At 36.9% G+C, this 15,246-nt stretch carries 16 protein-coding genes and 1 other annotated feature (1 of these 17 running past the window's edge); of the genes, 2 read left to right on the top strand and 14 right to left on the bottom strand.

Annotated features, from left to right (window positions below; genetic code table 11):
• Positions 1 to 93: 93 nt before the first annotated feature.
• Positions 94 to 582, bottom strand: a complete 489-nt coding sequence (locus MKY00_RS06865) for a GNAT family N-acetyltransferase (protein WP_000498241.1) — start codon at positions 580 to 582, stop codon at positions 94 to 96.
• A 101-nt stretch (positions 583 to 683) separates the two neighbouring features.
• Positions 684 to 2,018, bottom strand: coding sequence for an FAD-dependent oxidoreductase (locus tag MKY00_RS06860; protein ID WP_016716909.1), 1,335 nt, complete (start codon positions 2,016 to 2,018; stop codon positions 684 to 686).
• Between the two features lie 199 nt (positions 2,019 to 2,217).
• On the opposite strand from MKY00_RS06860, the gene MKY00_RS06855 reads away from it, so the two are divergent.
• The gene (locus tag MKY00_RS06855; protein ID WP_016716908.1) at positions 2,218 to 2,640 is read left to right on the top strand and encodes a hypothetical protein; all 423 of its coding nucleotides are present in this window, start codon (positions 2,218 to 2,220) and stop codon (positions 2,638 to 2,640) included.
• A gap of 44 nt (positions 2,641 to 2,684) precedes the next feature.
• Here MKY00_RS06855 and MKY00_RS06850 read toward each other — a convergent pair whose 3' ends face one another.
• Both MKY00_RS06850 and MKY00_RS06845 read right to left on the bottom strand, forming a co-directional pair.
• Positions 2,685 to 3,920 (bottom strand): TcaA 3rd/4th domain-containing protein, encoded by a 1,236-nt coding sequence (locus MKY00_RS06850; RefSeq protein ID WP_016716907.1) that lies wholly within the window; start codon positions 3,918 to 3,920, stop codon positions 2,685 to 2,687.
• Positions 3,921 to 3,939: 19 nt separating this feature from the next.
• A complete protein-coding gene (locus MKY00_RS06845) occupies positions 3,940 to 4,725 on the bottom strand; it encodes a zinc ribbon domain-containing protein (protein WP_016716906.1) in 786 nt (261 codons plus the stop codon).
• A 198-nt stretch (positions 4,726 to 4,923) separates the two neighbouring features.
• On the opposite strand from MKY00_RS06845, the gene MKY00_RS06840 reads away from it, so the two are divergent.
• A complete protein-coding gene (locus MKY00_RS06840) occupies positions 4,924 to 5,757 on the top strand; it encodes a hypothetical protein (RefSeq protein WP_016716905.1) in 834 nt (277 codons plus the stop codon).
• Positions 5,758 to 5,771: 14 nt separating this feature from the next.
• Here the strand turns inward: MKY00_RS06840 and MKY00_RS06835 are convergent, their stop codons facing one another.
• The 10 genes from MKY00_RS06835 to trpE all read right to left on the bottom strand — a co-directional run bounded on the left by MKY00_RS06835 (position 5,772) and on the right by trpE (position 14,963).
• The gene (locus MKY00_RS06835; RefSeq protein WP_016716904.1) at positions 5,772 to 6,455 is read right to left on the bottom strand and encodes a DUF2278 family protein; all 684 of its coding nucleotides are present in this window, start codon (positions 6,453 to 6,455) and stop codon (positions 5,772 to 5,774) included.
• A 90-nt stretch (positions 6,456 to 6,545) separates the two neighbouring features.
• Positions 6,546 to 8,045 carry an L-lactate permease gene (locus MKY00_RS06830; RefSeq protein WP_016716903.1) on the bottom strand — a complete coding sequence of 500 codons (1,500 nt, stop codon included), beginning with the start codon at positions 8,043 to 8,045 and terminating at the stop codon, positions 6,546 to 6,548.
• 115 nt (positions 8,046 to 8,160) lie between these two features.
• Entirely contained in the window at positions 8,161 to 8,520 is a 360-nt protein-coding gene (locus MKY00_RS06825) for a DUF4029 domain-containing protein (protein ID WP_016716902.1), read from the bottom strand.
• Between the two features lie 74 nt (positions 8,521 to 8,594).
• Positions 8,595 to 9,371, bottom strand: coding sequence for a tryptophan synthase subunit alpha (gene trpA / locus MKY00_RS06820; RefSeq protein WP_016716901.1), 777 nt, complete (start codon positions 9,369 to 9,371; stop codon positions 8,595 to 8,597).
• 3 nt (positions 9,372 to 9,374) lie between these two features.
• Positions 9,375 to 10,568: a tryptophan synthase subunit beta gene (gene trpB, locus MKY00_RS06815; RefSeq protein WP_016716900.1), complete on the bottom strand. Its 1,194-nt coding sequence runs from the start codon at positions 10,566 to 10,568 to the stop codon at positions 9,375 to 9,377.
• Entirely contained in the window at positions 10,565 to 11,179 is a 615-nt protein-coding gene (locus MKY00_RS06810) for a phosphoribosylanthranilate isomerase (RefSeq protein ID WP_016716899.1), read from the bottom strand. Before MKY00_RS06810 ends, trpB begins: the two co-directional genes overlap by 4 nt.
• Positions 11,176 to 11,937 (bottom strand): indole-3-glycerol phosphate synthase TrpC, encoded by a 762-nt coding sequence (gene trpC, locus MKY00_RS06805; RefSeq protein ID WP_016716898.1) that lies wholly within the window; start codon positions 11,935 to 11,937, stop codon positions 11,176 to 11,178. Before trpC ends, MKY00_RS06810 begins: the two co-directional genes overlap by 4 nt.
• A 1-nt stretch (position 11,938) precedes the next feature.
• Positions 11,939 to 12,964, bottom strand: a complete 1,026-nt coding sequence (gene trpD / locus MKY00_RS06800; protein ID WP_016716897.1) for an anthranilate phosphoribosyltransferase — start codon at positions 12,962 to 12,964, stop codon at positions 11,939 to 11,941.
• The gene (locus MKY00_RS06795) at positions 12,961 to 13,548 is read right to left on the bottom strand and encodes an aminodeoxychorismate/anthranilate synthase component II (RefSeq protein WP_016716896.1); all 588 of its coding nucleotides are present in this window, start codon (positions 13,546 to 13,548) and stop codon (positions 12,961 to 12,963) included. The genes trpD and MKY00_RS06795 overlap by 4 nt, the downstream gene beginning before the upstream one ends.
• A complete protein-coding gene (gene trpE / locus MKY00_RS06790; protein ID WP_016716895.1) occupies positions 13,545 to 14,963 on the bottom strand; it encodes an anthranilate synthase component I in 1,419 nt (472 codons plus the stop codon). Before trpE ends, MKY00_RS06795 begins: the two co-directional genes overlap by 4 nt.
• Before the next feature lie 52 nt (positions 14,964 to 15,015).
• Positions 15,016 to 15,246: a binding site (T-box leader), on the bottom strand (it continues 14 nt past the right edge of the window).

The raw sequence follows: 15,246 nt of genomic DNA, 5'->3' as shown, positions 1-15,246 counted from the left end.
AATATAAGCGATACATACTATGTTTTCAAGGGTGAAAGATATATTCAAAATAAAGTTAAATTTCAAAGTAATATACTAAAAGAATCCATTTCATTATATTTCAAACGTTTGAACGAGACATTCTTCATCATCGATTAACTGTATTTTCTCATCAAATTCAATGTTTAGCTCCCTATATACTTTCTTCCAAAAAGAAACAGCTGGTACATTTTTCACAAGTTCGATAACGAAATATTGTCCTCGTTTCTCTTTTAGCAAACTCTCAATAACTTGTTTACCGATTCCTTTTCCTTTGTACTGATTCAATATGAAAATGTCATTTATACCAAAATCGTTTTCCTTCTTCAAAAATGGACGTTCCAGTAGTAATAAAAATCCTACAATCTCATTATCACTTTTAATAAAATACGGAGTGATTCCATCATTTACCCAAAACATATGTAAATCTTCGTATTCAAAAAATCCATTTGCCCCAATCGTTATATTAGAAGTGAATGTAGAAAGGTCATGAAGATATAGTGCATACAAATTACGTAATATTTCTTTTTCTGATTCTTGAACGGTTTGAAGTGTTACAAACATTTTTAATAATCCCCTTCCCCATATGTAACTATTTCCCAACCCTCTTCATTCGACAAAAATGATGATTACCCTTTAACGAAAAAAATAGCACTAAAAAAGTGCTATTCCGCTCGTCTTGCCGCTTGCTGAATTGGATCCCAAACGCTGTTATATGGTGGTGCGTAACTTAAGTCGACATCTTCTAAATCGTGAATGCTCATTTTATTGAAAAGTGCCATCGCGATTACATCAATACGTTTATCTACACCTTCTTCTCCAATTACTTGTCCACCTAATAATTGTTTCGTGTCAGAACGATATAGTAATTTTAAGTAAAGTGGTTTCGCATTTGGATAATAGCCCGCCATATTGGTCGAATCTACTTTGACTGTTTTATACGGGATATGTAGTCCTTTTGCTTCTTTTTCATTTAAGCCTGTTCTTGCAAGCGTCAAATCCATAAATTTAATAATACCTGTACCTAACGTTCCTTTAAAGGCTCTTCGTTTATCCAGCATATTTAGTCCAGCAAGTCGCCCTTGTTTATTTGCAGTTGTTCCGATTGGAATATGGTCATGAATTTCTTTTATAACGTGATAATGCGTGGCGCAATCACCAGCTGCATATACGTCTTGCACATTCGTTTGCATATATGCATTTACCTCGATTGCCCCTTTATGATTTGTACGTATATTTGTTCCTTCAAGAAAATCAGTATTTGGTTTCACTCCGACAGATACTAAAACAAGATCTGCTTTATACGTTCCTTTATCCGTTTCAATCGCTTCTACTCGTTCATTCCCTTTAAACGCTTTTACATTTTCATTCGTTAAAATTTCAATATGATGTTTATCTGCTTCTTTATGTATATATTCTGCCATATCTGCATCGTAAATTGTACCGATATGATCATTTCTCTCAATCATTCTTACTTTCTTACCTAGTTCGACGAATGTTTCTGCCATTTCCAGCCCAATTGCACCGCCACCAATAATGGTTACATCTTCAACTTTATTCGTTTCTAGCGTTTTTAATATGCACTCAGCATCCGGAATTGTTTTTAAAAGGTGAACACCTTGTAAATCTCGGCCTTCCCATTCTGGCATAACAGGACGTACTCCGGTCGCAATTAATAAACGGTCATACGAAAATTCAAAAACATCTTTCGTCTTCGTATGCTCTGCGTATACTATTTTCTTTTCCGTATCTACTTTCGTTACTTCATGTCGTACTTTCGCATCAATTCCGTATTTATCACGAAACGTCTTTACATTACGCGCGATTAACTTTTCCGTTGAAGCGATAGCACCACTAATGACATACGGTAATCCACACTGCGCGTACGAATAAATTTCACCTTTTTCTAACGTCACAACATTTGCATTTTCATCGTTTCTAACAATTTGCATAGCTGCACTCATACCAGCTGCATCTCCGCCAATAATGACATAGTTCACTTTACCACTCCTTCTTTTTTACATACTCTTTACGTTTTCCATATTTTATAGAAATAACACCTACTTCCATTGTAAAGAAAGAGAATTTCATCTTCAAATTTTGTGCACAAACCTATGCCTGAATAGGTAGCCGTCGTGTCTTATAAATAACATGTTTAATATGCTATAACAGTAACTATTGAAAGTAGGTGAAACGTACATGTGCGCCGGCCTTCTCGTCCAGCTCCCAGAAGAACCAAGAGAACCAAAACCCGCCCTCCCACTTGAACAAGAGTTTACCATTAGTACAACTTTATACAGCGCTCGCGCTTGGTTATCTGACAATGACACTTTCTCACAAACTATTTGGAAATCCTCTCGCTTCTCTTCCGCATCACACGCTAATAAGTCCATCTTCCCAGTTGGTACTGTTAAAATTTTAAATTTTTCTGAGGATACAATAACAGTTACTATATCCTCAGAATCAGATGGTGCTCTAAAAATAATCGTTCCTCCTCGCTCTGAAGCTGCTTTAACATCTAGCGCGTTATCTGATGTGCAAGCAAGTACATCCGGAGGAGCAAGCAAAGTCACATTCCTCTTTCATATCTTTTTCTCAAGAGATCCTGGTCCAGCTAAATAACCATAAAAAGGTACAGCTATGCACTGTACCTTTTTTCACGTATTCTATTCTCTTGATTTGATTAGTTCAACATTATAAGATTCAATATCCGTTAGCTTTCCTGTAAAATATGGATTTTCTCTATACCAAGACTGTTTTGAAAAATATGCTTGCATATCTTTCGTTTGAAACATATGTCCATGTCTTGCATATATTTCGTTTCTCGCTATTTTCAATTGTTCTTTCGATAAATATGCTAAGTCCGTACTCTTTAATTTTCGAATATCACTATCTGGAAAAATGAAACCATTATATACATACGGAGTGGTAGCTGGCGGAGTAACATTATAAACAACTGTTTTTTCTGTACTTTTCTTTTGGAATGGTAGATTATAAGAAGGAAGTGCCGTTACGGTTTCTACCTTCGTCGTTTCCCTTCCATTTTCTCCATTTCGTTCTAAATAAATCGTCGCACTTCCATCAGTTGCTACCGGTCCCCACATAATTTCTTCTCCAGCCAGCGCTGTAACTGGTTTTTGATTCACATACAACGTTGCACCAGGCGCGTTCGTTTGAACCGTAATATATTGTCCTTGCAACGTTAAATCTATCGTTACGTTATTTTGACCTTGTTTCATAAGTACAACCTTTTCTTCACGTGATAGTTTCACATAGTCATTTTTATATTCTGCTTGAAACACTTGAGTTCCCGGAAGAAACGGTCCATATTGCTTCTCAAATTTTTTGTCATCTGTTTTATCTATTTCTTTTCCGTTCATTTTTAAAGATGTACCTTTTTCATTTGAAAGCAACGTCGTATAATACGTCTTTGCTTTCAATTTATACCGATCAAATAAAAAGAAATACTTTCCGTCTTTCGTTAACGAAAAGTCTGTTCTTTCGAGTCCGTTCCCTTGTTTTTTATCTATCCTCAAATGTTCTTTCAATTCATTCACGTAAGATGGATTTTCTTTTACATACGAAAAGAGTGGCATTAGACTCTCTCGCGTTACAACAACTGACGGATCATCTGCCGTGACGATTTCAGCTAACTTCTCCCCGTCCTTCTCCTGTAAAATCGTAATCATCCGGTCTATTTGTGCCGCCTGCTTATAATACGATGATCCGTACAAATACAGTCCAACAATCACTACAGCAAGTAATGTTAAGAGCGTAATGCCAACCTTTGTACCGCTGCTCATTTTCTTCTTTACTGCAAGACTCTCCCTCTTCTGACCGCAACTTTGACAAAATTGCACACCGTCTTCAAGCTGAGTCCCACACTTTGTACATACATTCATCCATTCAACCACCTTTTCTTTAGAGGCCAGTTAATCCCTGTGTAAAGGTTTGAATTATCGTTTGAATATAAGACCAAAACACAATAAATGTTGCAATTCCGTTTAAAACATTTGCTATTAGAAGCGTATAAATAAGATCTAATCCACCGTTATCTAGTTTTACTATAGCTACAATTACACTAATCCCCATATAAGTTGTAGCCACTCCTAATAATATTGGTAAAAAGAAGATTAATAAGAAGCTAAAAAGAAAAGAAAGTACTAATATAGCAATAGCCGGAGTCACTATCGTTCCCCATATACCGAATACTTCCAAAAACGAAAAAGATGATTTCATCATCTTCCCACTAACAAAAATAATAAACCCGACAAATAAAGTTAAAATGAGTAAAAATAAAAAGACCTTTATAGACTCTCCAAAGAAAGAAGGCGTAGATACATCCGGTGCAAATGTCCTTGTAACATTCGCCGCTGCGCTCATTATTCTATAAAAAATACACGCTCCTAAAATACAAATAAGTACAAGACTTACAATTCCATTTCGTACTTCAACCTTGCCACTTTTCATAATAGCTGTCGGTGCTTGTAATGCGTGCTTAAAAAACTGAAAATAGCCACTTGCAAACCGCTTTGCTTGCTCTACTGTTTCATTTGGTCGAGTTTCCTTTGCTGGTGCTACGCGTGCTTGGTGCTCATCTTCTTCCTGTGCACCACTTGCTACTACTTCCTCCGTCAACGAATGTCCACAATTCCCGCAAAATTTTGCCTCTGCTGTATTTTCCATCTGACACGCCGGACATTTCATTCTCTCATTCCCTCCCTTGAGCAGATACCATATAGGGTGTTACAAATTCAATATATGACTTTGTACATAAAACATGACTACAAGAAAAAGATTATGAAATCCTTCTTTCAAATGAAAATATATATGCTAGCAATCTTGAAAAAAAATGCTATTATGAAACAGAATAAATAATATTTTTAACAGATTGGATGACTGACAATGGAATTGGTAAACTCAATTTTTCAAATACTCCTTACAAGCGTAATCCAATTATTTTCCTTAATTGGCGTTATTATTGTAATTGGATTTCTATTAGGCTATTTAGAATCTCTCACACGCATGTATTGGTCGAGAGCATTCGGAAGAAAAGGATTCCTTTTAACGGCGTGGATTGGTGTTCCTATTCACGAACTTGGACATGCCATTATGTGCGTACTATTTCGTCATAAAATTGTAGCAACGCAGTTTTTCCCAACAGATACAAGTCAGGGCGCTTTAGGCTACGTACAACATCAATACAATCAAAAAAGTGTATATCAACGAATTGGGAACTTTTTCATTGGAATTGGCCCTATTATTTCCGGTATTACTGCACTCATCCTTTTAATGCGCTATTTCGTACCAAATTCATATTTCTTATTTAATACAACTCTCGAAAAAACAATCGCTTCTACTTCTATTAATGTAGAAATGGTTCAAAATATGCTCTTGTCGACGTTTGTATTATTGAAAAGCTTATTTACAATAAGTAATGTATTGAATCCTTCCTTTTGGCTATTTTTATTTATTGCCATTTGTATTTCTGCACATATCGCTTTAAGTAAACCAGATATTAAAGGATCAATAGACGGTGTTATCGTCATGTTTATCTTATTATTTTTATTCAATATAATAGCAGGATTGTTTCAGTACGACAGTAACCAGCTTATTGGAAAAATGATGAAGTATAATATGTATCTCATTGCATTTTCTAGTGTAGCATTGCTGTTCTCTTGTATTTCTACACTTGTTAGTTTTGGGTTTTATAAAATAAGAGAAGGGCGTTCGTTGTGAACGCCCTCTTCTTATCAATTATTTCCTTTATAATCACAATGTTCAACCGGAACACGAGCATGTCCCTCTTCATCGGTACACCATGACTGCGATTGGAAGGCAAGAAAGATACCAATCCATTTTTCTTCCTTTTCAAAATGAATGAGTATTCCTCCGTCTTGCCATATACCATTATCACCTTGCCATTTCTCTACATTTCCTTGATTCATGTGAATATCATGTATCCCGTTTCCTGGTTCGAAATGAAAGTAAGAATCGGGTGTATTTTCTTCTGGTCCCCATCTTTCACCAAACGCGTAAATAATTGCTTTTTCTTCTATTGCTCGTTTTATATAACGTTCTATTTTTTCATTTAAATCATTATCCACTCCTGCTTTTTCAGCAGGTAAAGGAATCATTTGTTTCGAATCGAATAAATTACCTCTTACGTAGTCTAAAGCTACTTTCGGTTCATTGTTTTTTATTTCTGTAAAACCAAATGGTAATGTCGGTAAAATATGAATTGCCTCTGACCGAATATTGTCGCTCGCAAAATATAAAACTTCTGACGGGTAGCTTTGCGACTTTACGTTAATTGCAATACGATAATCTACTTCTGCTTCACCTTGTAAATGAACTTGATAATGAGGAGTTTTCCCTTTTCCGATCTTAGATTGTATAACGGTACCTTTTAACACACCATAATTTTTTAAGGGCATACATTTCATCTCCTATTCATTTAGTAGAAGCTTTTCATATTTAAAACATTATCCAATCATAAAAAAAATCCTCCTATGTTAGGAGGATTTTTAATTTCTCAACATATACCAAACAATAACCTCTACCACTACAAGTAACACCGCACCAAAAATCATTAATGTCGTCTTCTTTAATAGTTCATTTTCACGATACGGAATGTTACATAAATACGCACCTAGTGTAATCCGTGACGGGCAAGCTATCGTCGCTACTGATGATGCGGTGTTTTGCAATGTTGTGACGTATTGCCACGGGAGTGCTACGTTTTGCGCCGTTTGCATTTGTAGTTTTATGAACATCGCATTTGATCCTGCATTACTACCTGTTAAAAAGCCACCGATTCCACCGATGAACGGAGCAACGAAAACGAAAAAGGTTCCAAATGTGTCACCAGCTGTTTTTGCCAGTAATGCATGCATGCCAGATGCACCCATTAGTTCTGAAATGGCGATAAACATTGTCGTCGTAATCGCAAATGGAATCCATTGTTTTATCGTTTGCGAGAGTGATTGTTTAATAATATGAAATGGTATCCGGAAGAAAATAATAGTAAATAAACAAGTCATACCGAGCCAAAATCCTGGTGAATACAGCATTTCTAATTTGTAAGAGTATGATTTTAAATCAAGGACGGCATATGATCTAAATACATCATGCAATGCTGGTACAAGGCGAGAAAGTAAAATACAAACGGTTAAGAATATATAAGGGCTAATAATTTTTACAATAGATACTTCTCTCTCCGTTGCCGCAGCATGTTCTATTATTAGATTTTGTTCGTTTTTGCCCTTTAATTTAATGATAAGAAATCCAAATGTAATGGTAACGATAGAACTTAATATACCTGCTAGTTCCACGCTTACGTATGCGTTAGAAAGATAGATTCCGAGAGAAAATAATAGAAAGAAACCGAATCCTTCCTTCCACTTTTCAATAACGGCCTGCCAGCCGCCAACAACATGTAAAGAAAGAATGACGAAATAAGCAAACATTGGGATGCTTAATAGCGCTGTATTTGTACCGAGTGTTGTAAGAGGCATATTAATAAGCTGCGAACCGATAATCGTACCAGTTGCCATTGCCCCCCATGAACTAGCTAGTAAGCCGATAAACGAGAGCAGTACAGCTTGAAACGGTTTATAGCCTAATGAAAGAAAAATAGGTGCTGCAACCATAAAACCGATTCCGAATCCACTTACTGATTCAATTAGTGGACAAATACCAAAACACATAAGAAGCATTTGTAATAAACGATCATGCGTAACTTCTTCTAGAAAACATGCTACTTGGTCGATGTACCCCATTTTGTTCATGAGATGAAATAAAAAAATACCGAAAAATAAAACGTATCCGACAATAAAACAAATTAACCAACCTTTAATCGTTGCGTGCACAGTTTCACTTATCCCTAGTTGAAATGTTGGCGAAAGTAAAACGATTCCAACAGATACAACGTAAGCAATTAAAGAGGACCGTAATGACGTTTGTTGAAATAAAAATAAACAAATGAAAATCATCATAATTGGGATAAGTGCCAACAATATGGCCATGTTATCATCTCATTTCGTTTAAAATACAATTTTAAACTATTATATAACAGATATTATTTTTTTCAATTGTTTTTACAACAGATATAAAAAAGGAGCCAAACGGCACCTTTTTCATTCACCCCCATTTTCTTTTATCCTGAAAAACGTTCTGCTGCCTCATTATTTTGTCTAACACAACAAACACAATATAAACACATATTACTTGCAATACAACATTTCCAAATTTCATGAATTCAAATGAATGGATCCAGCGAAATAATTCGTTTAATAATACAATCGAAACGATACTAAATAGTTCTATACTAATCGAAAATATACATATTTCTAAAATAGATTGCTCTTGAATACGATTTAAGTTGGAAAAGATGAATACATATCCTAAAAATAAAGCCATCAACTCTATTTTTGTCATGCTAATGAGCCAAGCGTATAATGGTACAGTTAAAAGAAGATATAGTAGTTTACGTCTTAGCATGCTTTCTCACCCTCTAAATTATATGTATTTTCTGTATATTTTAACATTTATTACGTAAAACAAAAAGAAGAGACTTATGCCTCTTCTTTTTGTTTTGTTGCCTGTATTAATTCACATATTTCTTCTCGTTTTTCATTTTCTAACAGTTCAATAATTTTACTTCCAACGACAACTCCGTCACATATTGTAATCATTTCTTCTACATGTTCCTTTGTTGAAATACCGAACCCTGCCACTACCGGTAAATGCGTATGTGATTTTACTTTTTCTAAGTAACTATGAATCTCATCTTTAAAGTTTTGACGTACTCCTGTTACGCCTGCTACTGTAACAGCGTAGACGAACCCTTCTGATTCACTCGTAATTTTCTCGATTCGCTCAATTGGGCTCGTAACGGTAACGAGTGGGATTAGCGCAATGTTCACCTCTTGCAGTAATGGAGCAATAATATTTTGTTCTTCATACGGTAAATCTGGAACGATAATACCGTCCACACCTACCTCTAAGCATCTCTCAATGAATCGTTCTTTTCCGAATGCGAGTACTGGATTTAAATATGTCATGAGTACAAACGGAATTTGTACTTCTTTTCTTACTTCTGCTAACGCTTGAAAAATGCCCTTTAATGTTACACCGCCATCTAGCGCTCGTTTCCCTGCTCTTTGAATCGTTGGACCATCTGCGACTGGATCTGAAAACGGGATGCCAATTTCAACGATACTTGCTCCTGCTTCATCAAGAAAACGAATTCTTTCTTTTAATTTTTCAAGGCCACCATCTCCGCCCATTACGTACGGAATAAATGCTTTCTTGCCATTTTCAAATGCTGCTTTAATTTTTTCGACTCCCATTTTTTACACCTCTTCCATATAACGTTTTATACTCTCTACATCTTTATCACCGCGGCCAGATAAACAAATGACAAGCCCCTCGTCTTTCTTCATTTGCGGCGCTACTTTTAATGCGTATGCGACAGCATGCGAGCTTTCTAACGCCGGGATAATCCCTTCTTTTTTCGTTAATAATTGAAATGCTTCTAACGCTTCATCATCAGTAATGGAATGATAAGAAACGCGACCAATATCTTTTAGCAAGCTATGTTCTGGCCCAACACCAGGGTAATCAAGTCCCGCCGAAATAGAGTGAGCTTCTTGAATTTGTCCTTCTTCATTTTGCAGAAGATACATCATCGATCCGTGGAGAACGCCAACGCTTCCTTTCGTTAAAGTAGCTGCATGCTTTTCTGTATGAACTCCTTTTCCAGCTGCTTCTACGCCGTAAAGAGCAACTTCTTCATCGTGTACGAACGGATAAAACATACCCATCGCATTACTACCACCGCCAATACACGCAACGACTGCTTCTGGTAACTTTCCTTCTAACGCCTCATATTGTTTTTTCGTTTCATTTCCAATTACACTTTGGAAATCACGGACAATTTGCGGGAATGGATGTGGTCCGAGAACAGATCCCATAATGTAGTGCGTATCATGCACGTGTGAAACCCAGTAACGAAGCGCCTCGTTTACCGCATCTTTTAATGTACCGCTACCTGCCGCTACACTTTCTACTTTCGCTCCGAGTAATTCCATTCGGAACACATTTAATTTTTGACGTCTTACATCTTCTTCTCCCATAAAAATGACGCATTCTAATCCGAGTAGAGCACATACAGTAGCTGTTGCAACTCCGTGTTGTCCAGCTCCTGTTTCAGCGACAACTTTTTTCTTGCCCATTCGCACTGCAAGTAGTGCCTGACCGATTGTATTATTAATTTTATGAGCTCCTGTATGGTTCAAATCTTCACGTTTTAAATAAATCTTTGCACCACCGCAATACTTCGTCATATTTTCAGCATAATATAGCGGTGTCTCTCTTCCGACATACGTTTTTAAATAATGATTTAATTCCTTTTGAAATGCTTCATCTTGCATCGCTTCTTTATATGCTTCTTCTAGTTCTAGTACAGATTGCATTAACGTTTCTGGAACGTATCGTCCTCCGTATATACCGTAATGTCCTTTTTCATCTGGATATGCGTAGTTCATTTGGAACACTCCTTCGCTTTTATAATAAATTGTTTTATTTTCTCTACATCTTTCTTCCCTTCTATCTCTACTCCGCTGCTCACATCGACCATATATGGCCGAACAGTTCGAATTGCTTCTTCTATATTAAGAGCGTTTAATCCACCAGCTAATATCGTTTTTTTTCGCAATTCTTTTGGCATATGCCCAAGTAGTTCCCATGAAAATGTCTTTCCATTTCCTCCATGAAACTTTTCTTTCGGGCTATCAAATAATATATAATCCGTTTCATACCCTTGAGCGTTTTTCATATCACTCTCTGAAGTTACTCCTAGCGACTTTATAGACGGAATGTTCAATCTTCTTATTTGATAATTATCTTCCTCTCCATGTAGTTGTACATGTGTTAACCCGCACTCATCTGCAATTTTCTGGATCACTTCTACTGATTCATTTACGAAAACACCGACCTTTAATACGTTGGCTGGAAGCTCCTGAATGATTTCTTCCGCTCTCTTTGGAGTGATTTTCCGCTTACTTTCTGCAAAAACAAATCCGAGTGCATCTGCTCCGTATTCGCAAGCACGTTTTGCTGTTTCCATATCAGTGATGCCGCAAATTTTCACTTTCATATATTCACCTTACAATCTTCAAAAAAGGTACGAATAGAAGATGATGTCATAAGTGCCTCTCCAACTAATACACCTTTTGCTCCTGCTTTTTTAACACGAATAATATCCTCTTTTGAATGAATCCCGCTTTCGCTAATCCAAAGTAATTGCTCCTCATTCAATCTTTTTCCAAGCTTTTCCGTTTGGCCTAAATCCACTTCAAACGTTTTTAAATTACGGTTGTTAATACCGATAACGTGCGGATTTAATTGAATCGCAGTTTCTAATTCCCGCTCATCATGAACTTCAACAATCGCTTCCAATCCTTTTGCTAACACATAGCTATACAACTCTTTTAACTTCTCTTTCGTTAACGCTGCTACAATTAGTAAAATAATATCTGCTCCCGCTTCATACGCTCTATCAATTTGAATCTTATCAATTATGAAGTCTTTACATAAAAGCGGAATGTTACTTTCTTCTCGTGCTGTTTGTAAATCGTGAAACGATCCTTTAAAAAATTGACCATCTGTTAAAACAGATACTGCTCCTGCCCCGCAGTCTTCATATGTTCCCACTTGTTTTCGTACGTCAACGTGTAAATTGATATCTCCTTTTGATGGTGATGCTCGCTTTACTTCTGCAATGACAGTAAACTGCTGTAACGCTTCTACAAGTGAATGTGTCTTTCTTTTTGTTTTTACTGGTGTATATATTTCATATAACTCCGCAACTTCCTTTTTCTTCTGTTCTACAATTTTATCTAAAATCGTCCCCACTTTAGTTCACCCTTTCTAATTTTTCGTTGCTTGCTGCAATTAATAAGTTTAATTTGGCTAATGCTTTTCCAGAGTCAATGCTATGTGTCGCGAGTTTAATTCCTTCTTCAATCGTTTCCGTTTTTCCATTTGCGAAAAGAGCTAGACCTGCATTTAATAAAACTGTATCGCGATAAACACTCTTTTCTCCGCTCAATACGCCGACTGTAATCTTTGCATTTTCTTTTGAATTCCCCCCTCTAATTTCTTCATTTTTCACTCTTGAAAAACCATACTTTTCTGGATCAATACTCATTTCTACTATTTCATTATCTTTTAAAAGGACTACATGATTTTCCCCTTGTAATGACGCTTCATCTAAAAAACCACTTCCATTTACGACAAGCGCTTGTTTCCGGCCTAACTTTTGTAATACTTGTGCAACTGGTAATAACATATCTCGTTTATAAATACCGACAAATTGTGTTTCTAAATTCACTGGATTTGTTAAAGGACCAATTAAATTAAAGATTGTCGGCACGTTTAACTCTTTTCTTATTTTCATAATGCGTCTTAGTGCTGGATGCATCGCTGGTGCAAATAAGAATGCAATGCCCACATGCTCTAATAAATAATCAATTTCGTTTGGCGTACTGCTAATATTTACACCGAGTTCTTCTAATAAATCTGCACTTCCTGTTTTACTAGAAACAGCACGATTACCATGTTTTGCAACCTTTACGCCAGCTCCTGCCAGTACAAATGCTGACGTTGTGCTAATATTAAATGTTTGAGCACCGTCACCACCCGTCCCGCAATTGTCCATTGCTCCTTGTATATGGTTCGAAAACGGCAATGCCTTTTCGCGAAGAGCTCGAACGAGACCGTATATTTCTTCTGCAGTTTCACCTTTCGCTTTCAGTAAGACTAAGAAAGCTGCAATTTCACTTTCTAATATGTTTTCACTTAATAAAAGTAGTCCTGCTTTATACATTTCCTCTTCTGTTAAATGTTGACCCTCCACTAATTTACGAAGATAGTTATTCATACTCTTTCCTCCTCTTTTACTTCTGTTAAAAAGGCACGTATTAACTTTCCACCTTCTTCTGTTGCGACTGACTCCGGATGAAACTGTAATCCGAAGAGCGGATAATAATTGTGACGGACTGCCATTATTTCTCCGTCGTCCATCGCTGTCGCTAATATGTCAAAACACTCTGGCAAGCTCGTTTGCTCTGCAACAAGGGAATGATAGCGCATTGCCGTTAGCGGCTGTGTAGCGTATGAAAAGATTGACGTTCCGTTATGCTTCACACGCGATGTTTTTCCGTGTTTAATACGTTCTGCTCTAACAATGTCTCCTCCAAATGCAGCTATGATCGCTTGGTGGCCAAGACAAATCCCTAATATGGGAACGTTCTTATAAAAATGACGAATCACTTGAATACAAATGCCAGCATCCTCTGGTTTTCCTGGTCCTGGTGAAAGTACAATTCCTTTCGGCTTCATTTCTTCTAATTGTTCTATCGTTATTTGATCATTTCTTACGACAACAATATCTTCTTCGTATTCACCTAACAGTTGATACAAGTTATATGTGAATGAATCGTAATTATCAATCAGTACAATCATTTCATTACCTCCAAAAGCGCTCTCGCTTTATTTAACGTTTCTTCATATTCAGCAACTGGGTCTGAATCGTAGACGATACCCGCTCCTGCCTGAACGTATGCTTTTTCATCCTTTACGACCATCGTTCGAATGGCGAGCGCCATATCAAGATTTCCTGAAAAACTAACGTATCCAACTGCACCGGCGTATACATTTCTTTTTTCGTTCTCTAGCTCATTTATAATTTCCATCGCTCTTATTTTTGGAGCCCCAGAAACCGTACCTGCTGGTAAGCAATACGCTAACGCATCAAATCCGCCCATTTGTTTTCGCAATGTTCCGTAAACTTCAGATACAATGTGCATAACGTGAGAGTATTTTTCTACTTTCATATATTTATCTATCGTAACCGAGCCGATTTCGCTCACTCTACCAATATCGTTTCGCCCAAGATCTACAAGCATCATATGCTCTGCTCGCTCTTTCTCATTGCCTAACAGTTCTTTTGCGATTTCCTCATCTTCCCTCTTCGTTTTCCCTCTTGGTCTCGTACCAGCAATTGGATTCGTCATCACTTTATCCTCCCTTACTGATAGTAAACTTTCTGGCGAAGAACCGAGTACAACATAATCTTGAAAATCGATATAGAACATATATGGTGATGGATTGGCAATTCGAAGTTTTCGATATAACGCAAATGGATCTCCAATACATTCACTTTGCAAACGCTGAGATAATACAACTTGAAATATGTCCCCTGCTCGAATGTGTTCTTTCGCCGTTTCTACCATCGCGCAAAATTCTTTTTCCGTTATAGAAGAAGTGAATGATAATGTTGATCTTATTTCAGTTACTTCAGCTTCTTCTCCCTGTAGCACTTCCTCTTTGTATATTTGCAACCTTTCATATACTTCTTCGTAATCTGCTGAATCATCTTCCCTGCATACATATACAAACGACAACTTTTGGCGTAAATGATCGTAAACGATAAACTCACGATATAGTAAAAGGTGTACTTCTGGAATATTTAATGGGTCGTGTAAATCCGCTCCAATGTTTTCATACTGCCGAATGACATCATATCCAATATAACCAACTGCTCCTCCGCAAAATGGAAATGGACTGTCTACTTGTGATGGTGCAATTACTTCTTCTAACACTTGTAGTACATTACCTTGCACCTTTTCTGTTTGACCGAAAATCGTTCGTTCCACTTCCGTACCAACGCTTTTCACTTCTCCATAAGGATTACATCCCAAGTAAGAATAACGTCCTTTATCTTGATGAAGCTGTGAACTTTCTAATAAGAATTTCTTCTTCCCTTTCATACGTCTATATAAAGAAATTGGCGTAATGCTATCTCCTTCTTCTTCAGTGATTACTAAAAATGTCTTTCTCTCTCTTTTTTGTTTTATAAATTCTTCTTTCGTCATCATGTCCTTCACCTCGCCCTGAAAAATAAAAAAGCCCTCTACATATCGAAAATATGTAGAGGACGATAAATATACCGCGGTACCACCTCGTGTTGGATGCAAAAGCATCCCGCTTTGTTCAGGTACAAAATTTATACCTTATCCTTGTAACGGCGGAACCCGGGTTGCCTACTGAAAATAATTGTTCAGCATACCTCTCGTAAGCCCATTCCGTATATGACACCGCACCGGGCTCCCACCTATCCCCGGCTCTCTGTAACGTCTCCAATATACGTACTCTTCTTAC

The sequence above is a fragment of the Bacillus sp. FSL R9-9834 genome (genome assembly GCF_038006905.1).
GTDB lineage: Bacteria > Bacillota > Bacilli > Bacillales > Bacillaceae_G > Bacillus_A > Bacillus_A pacificus.
The sequence above is the reverse complement of the archived record's forward strand: the minus strand, read 5'-3'. Positions and strand labels throughout refer to the sequence as shown.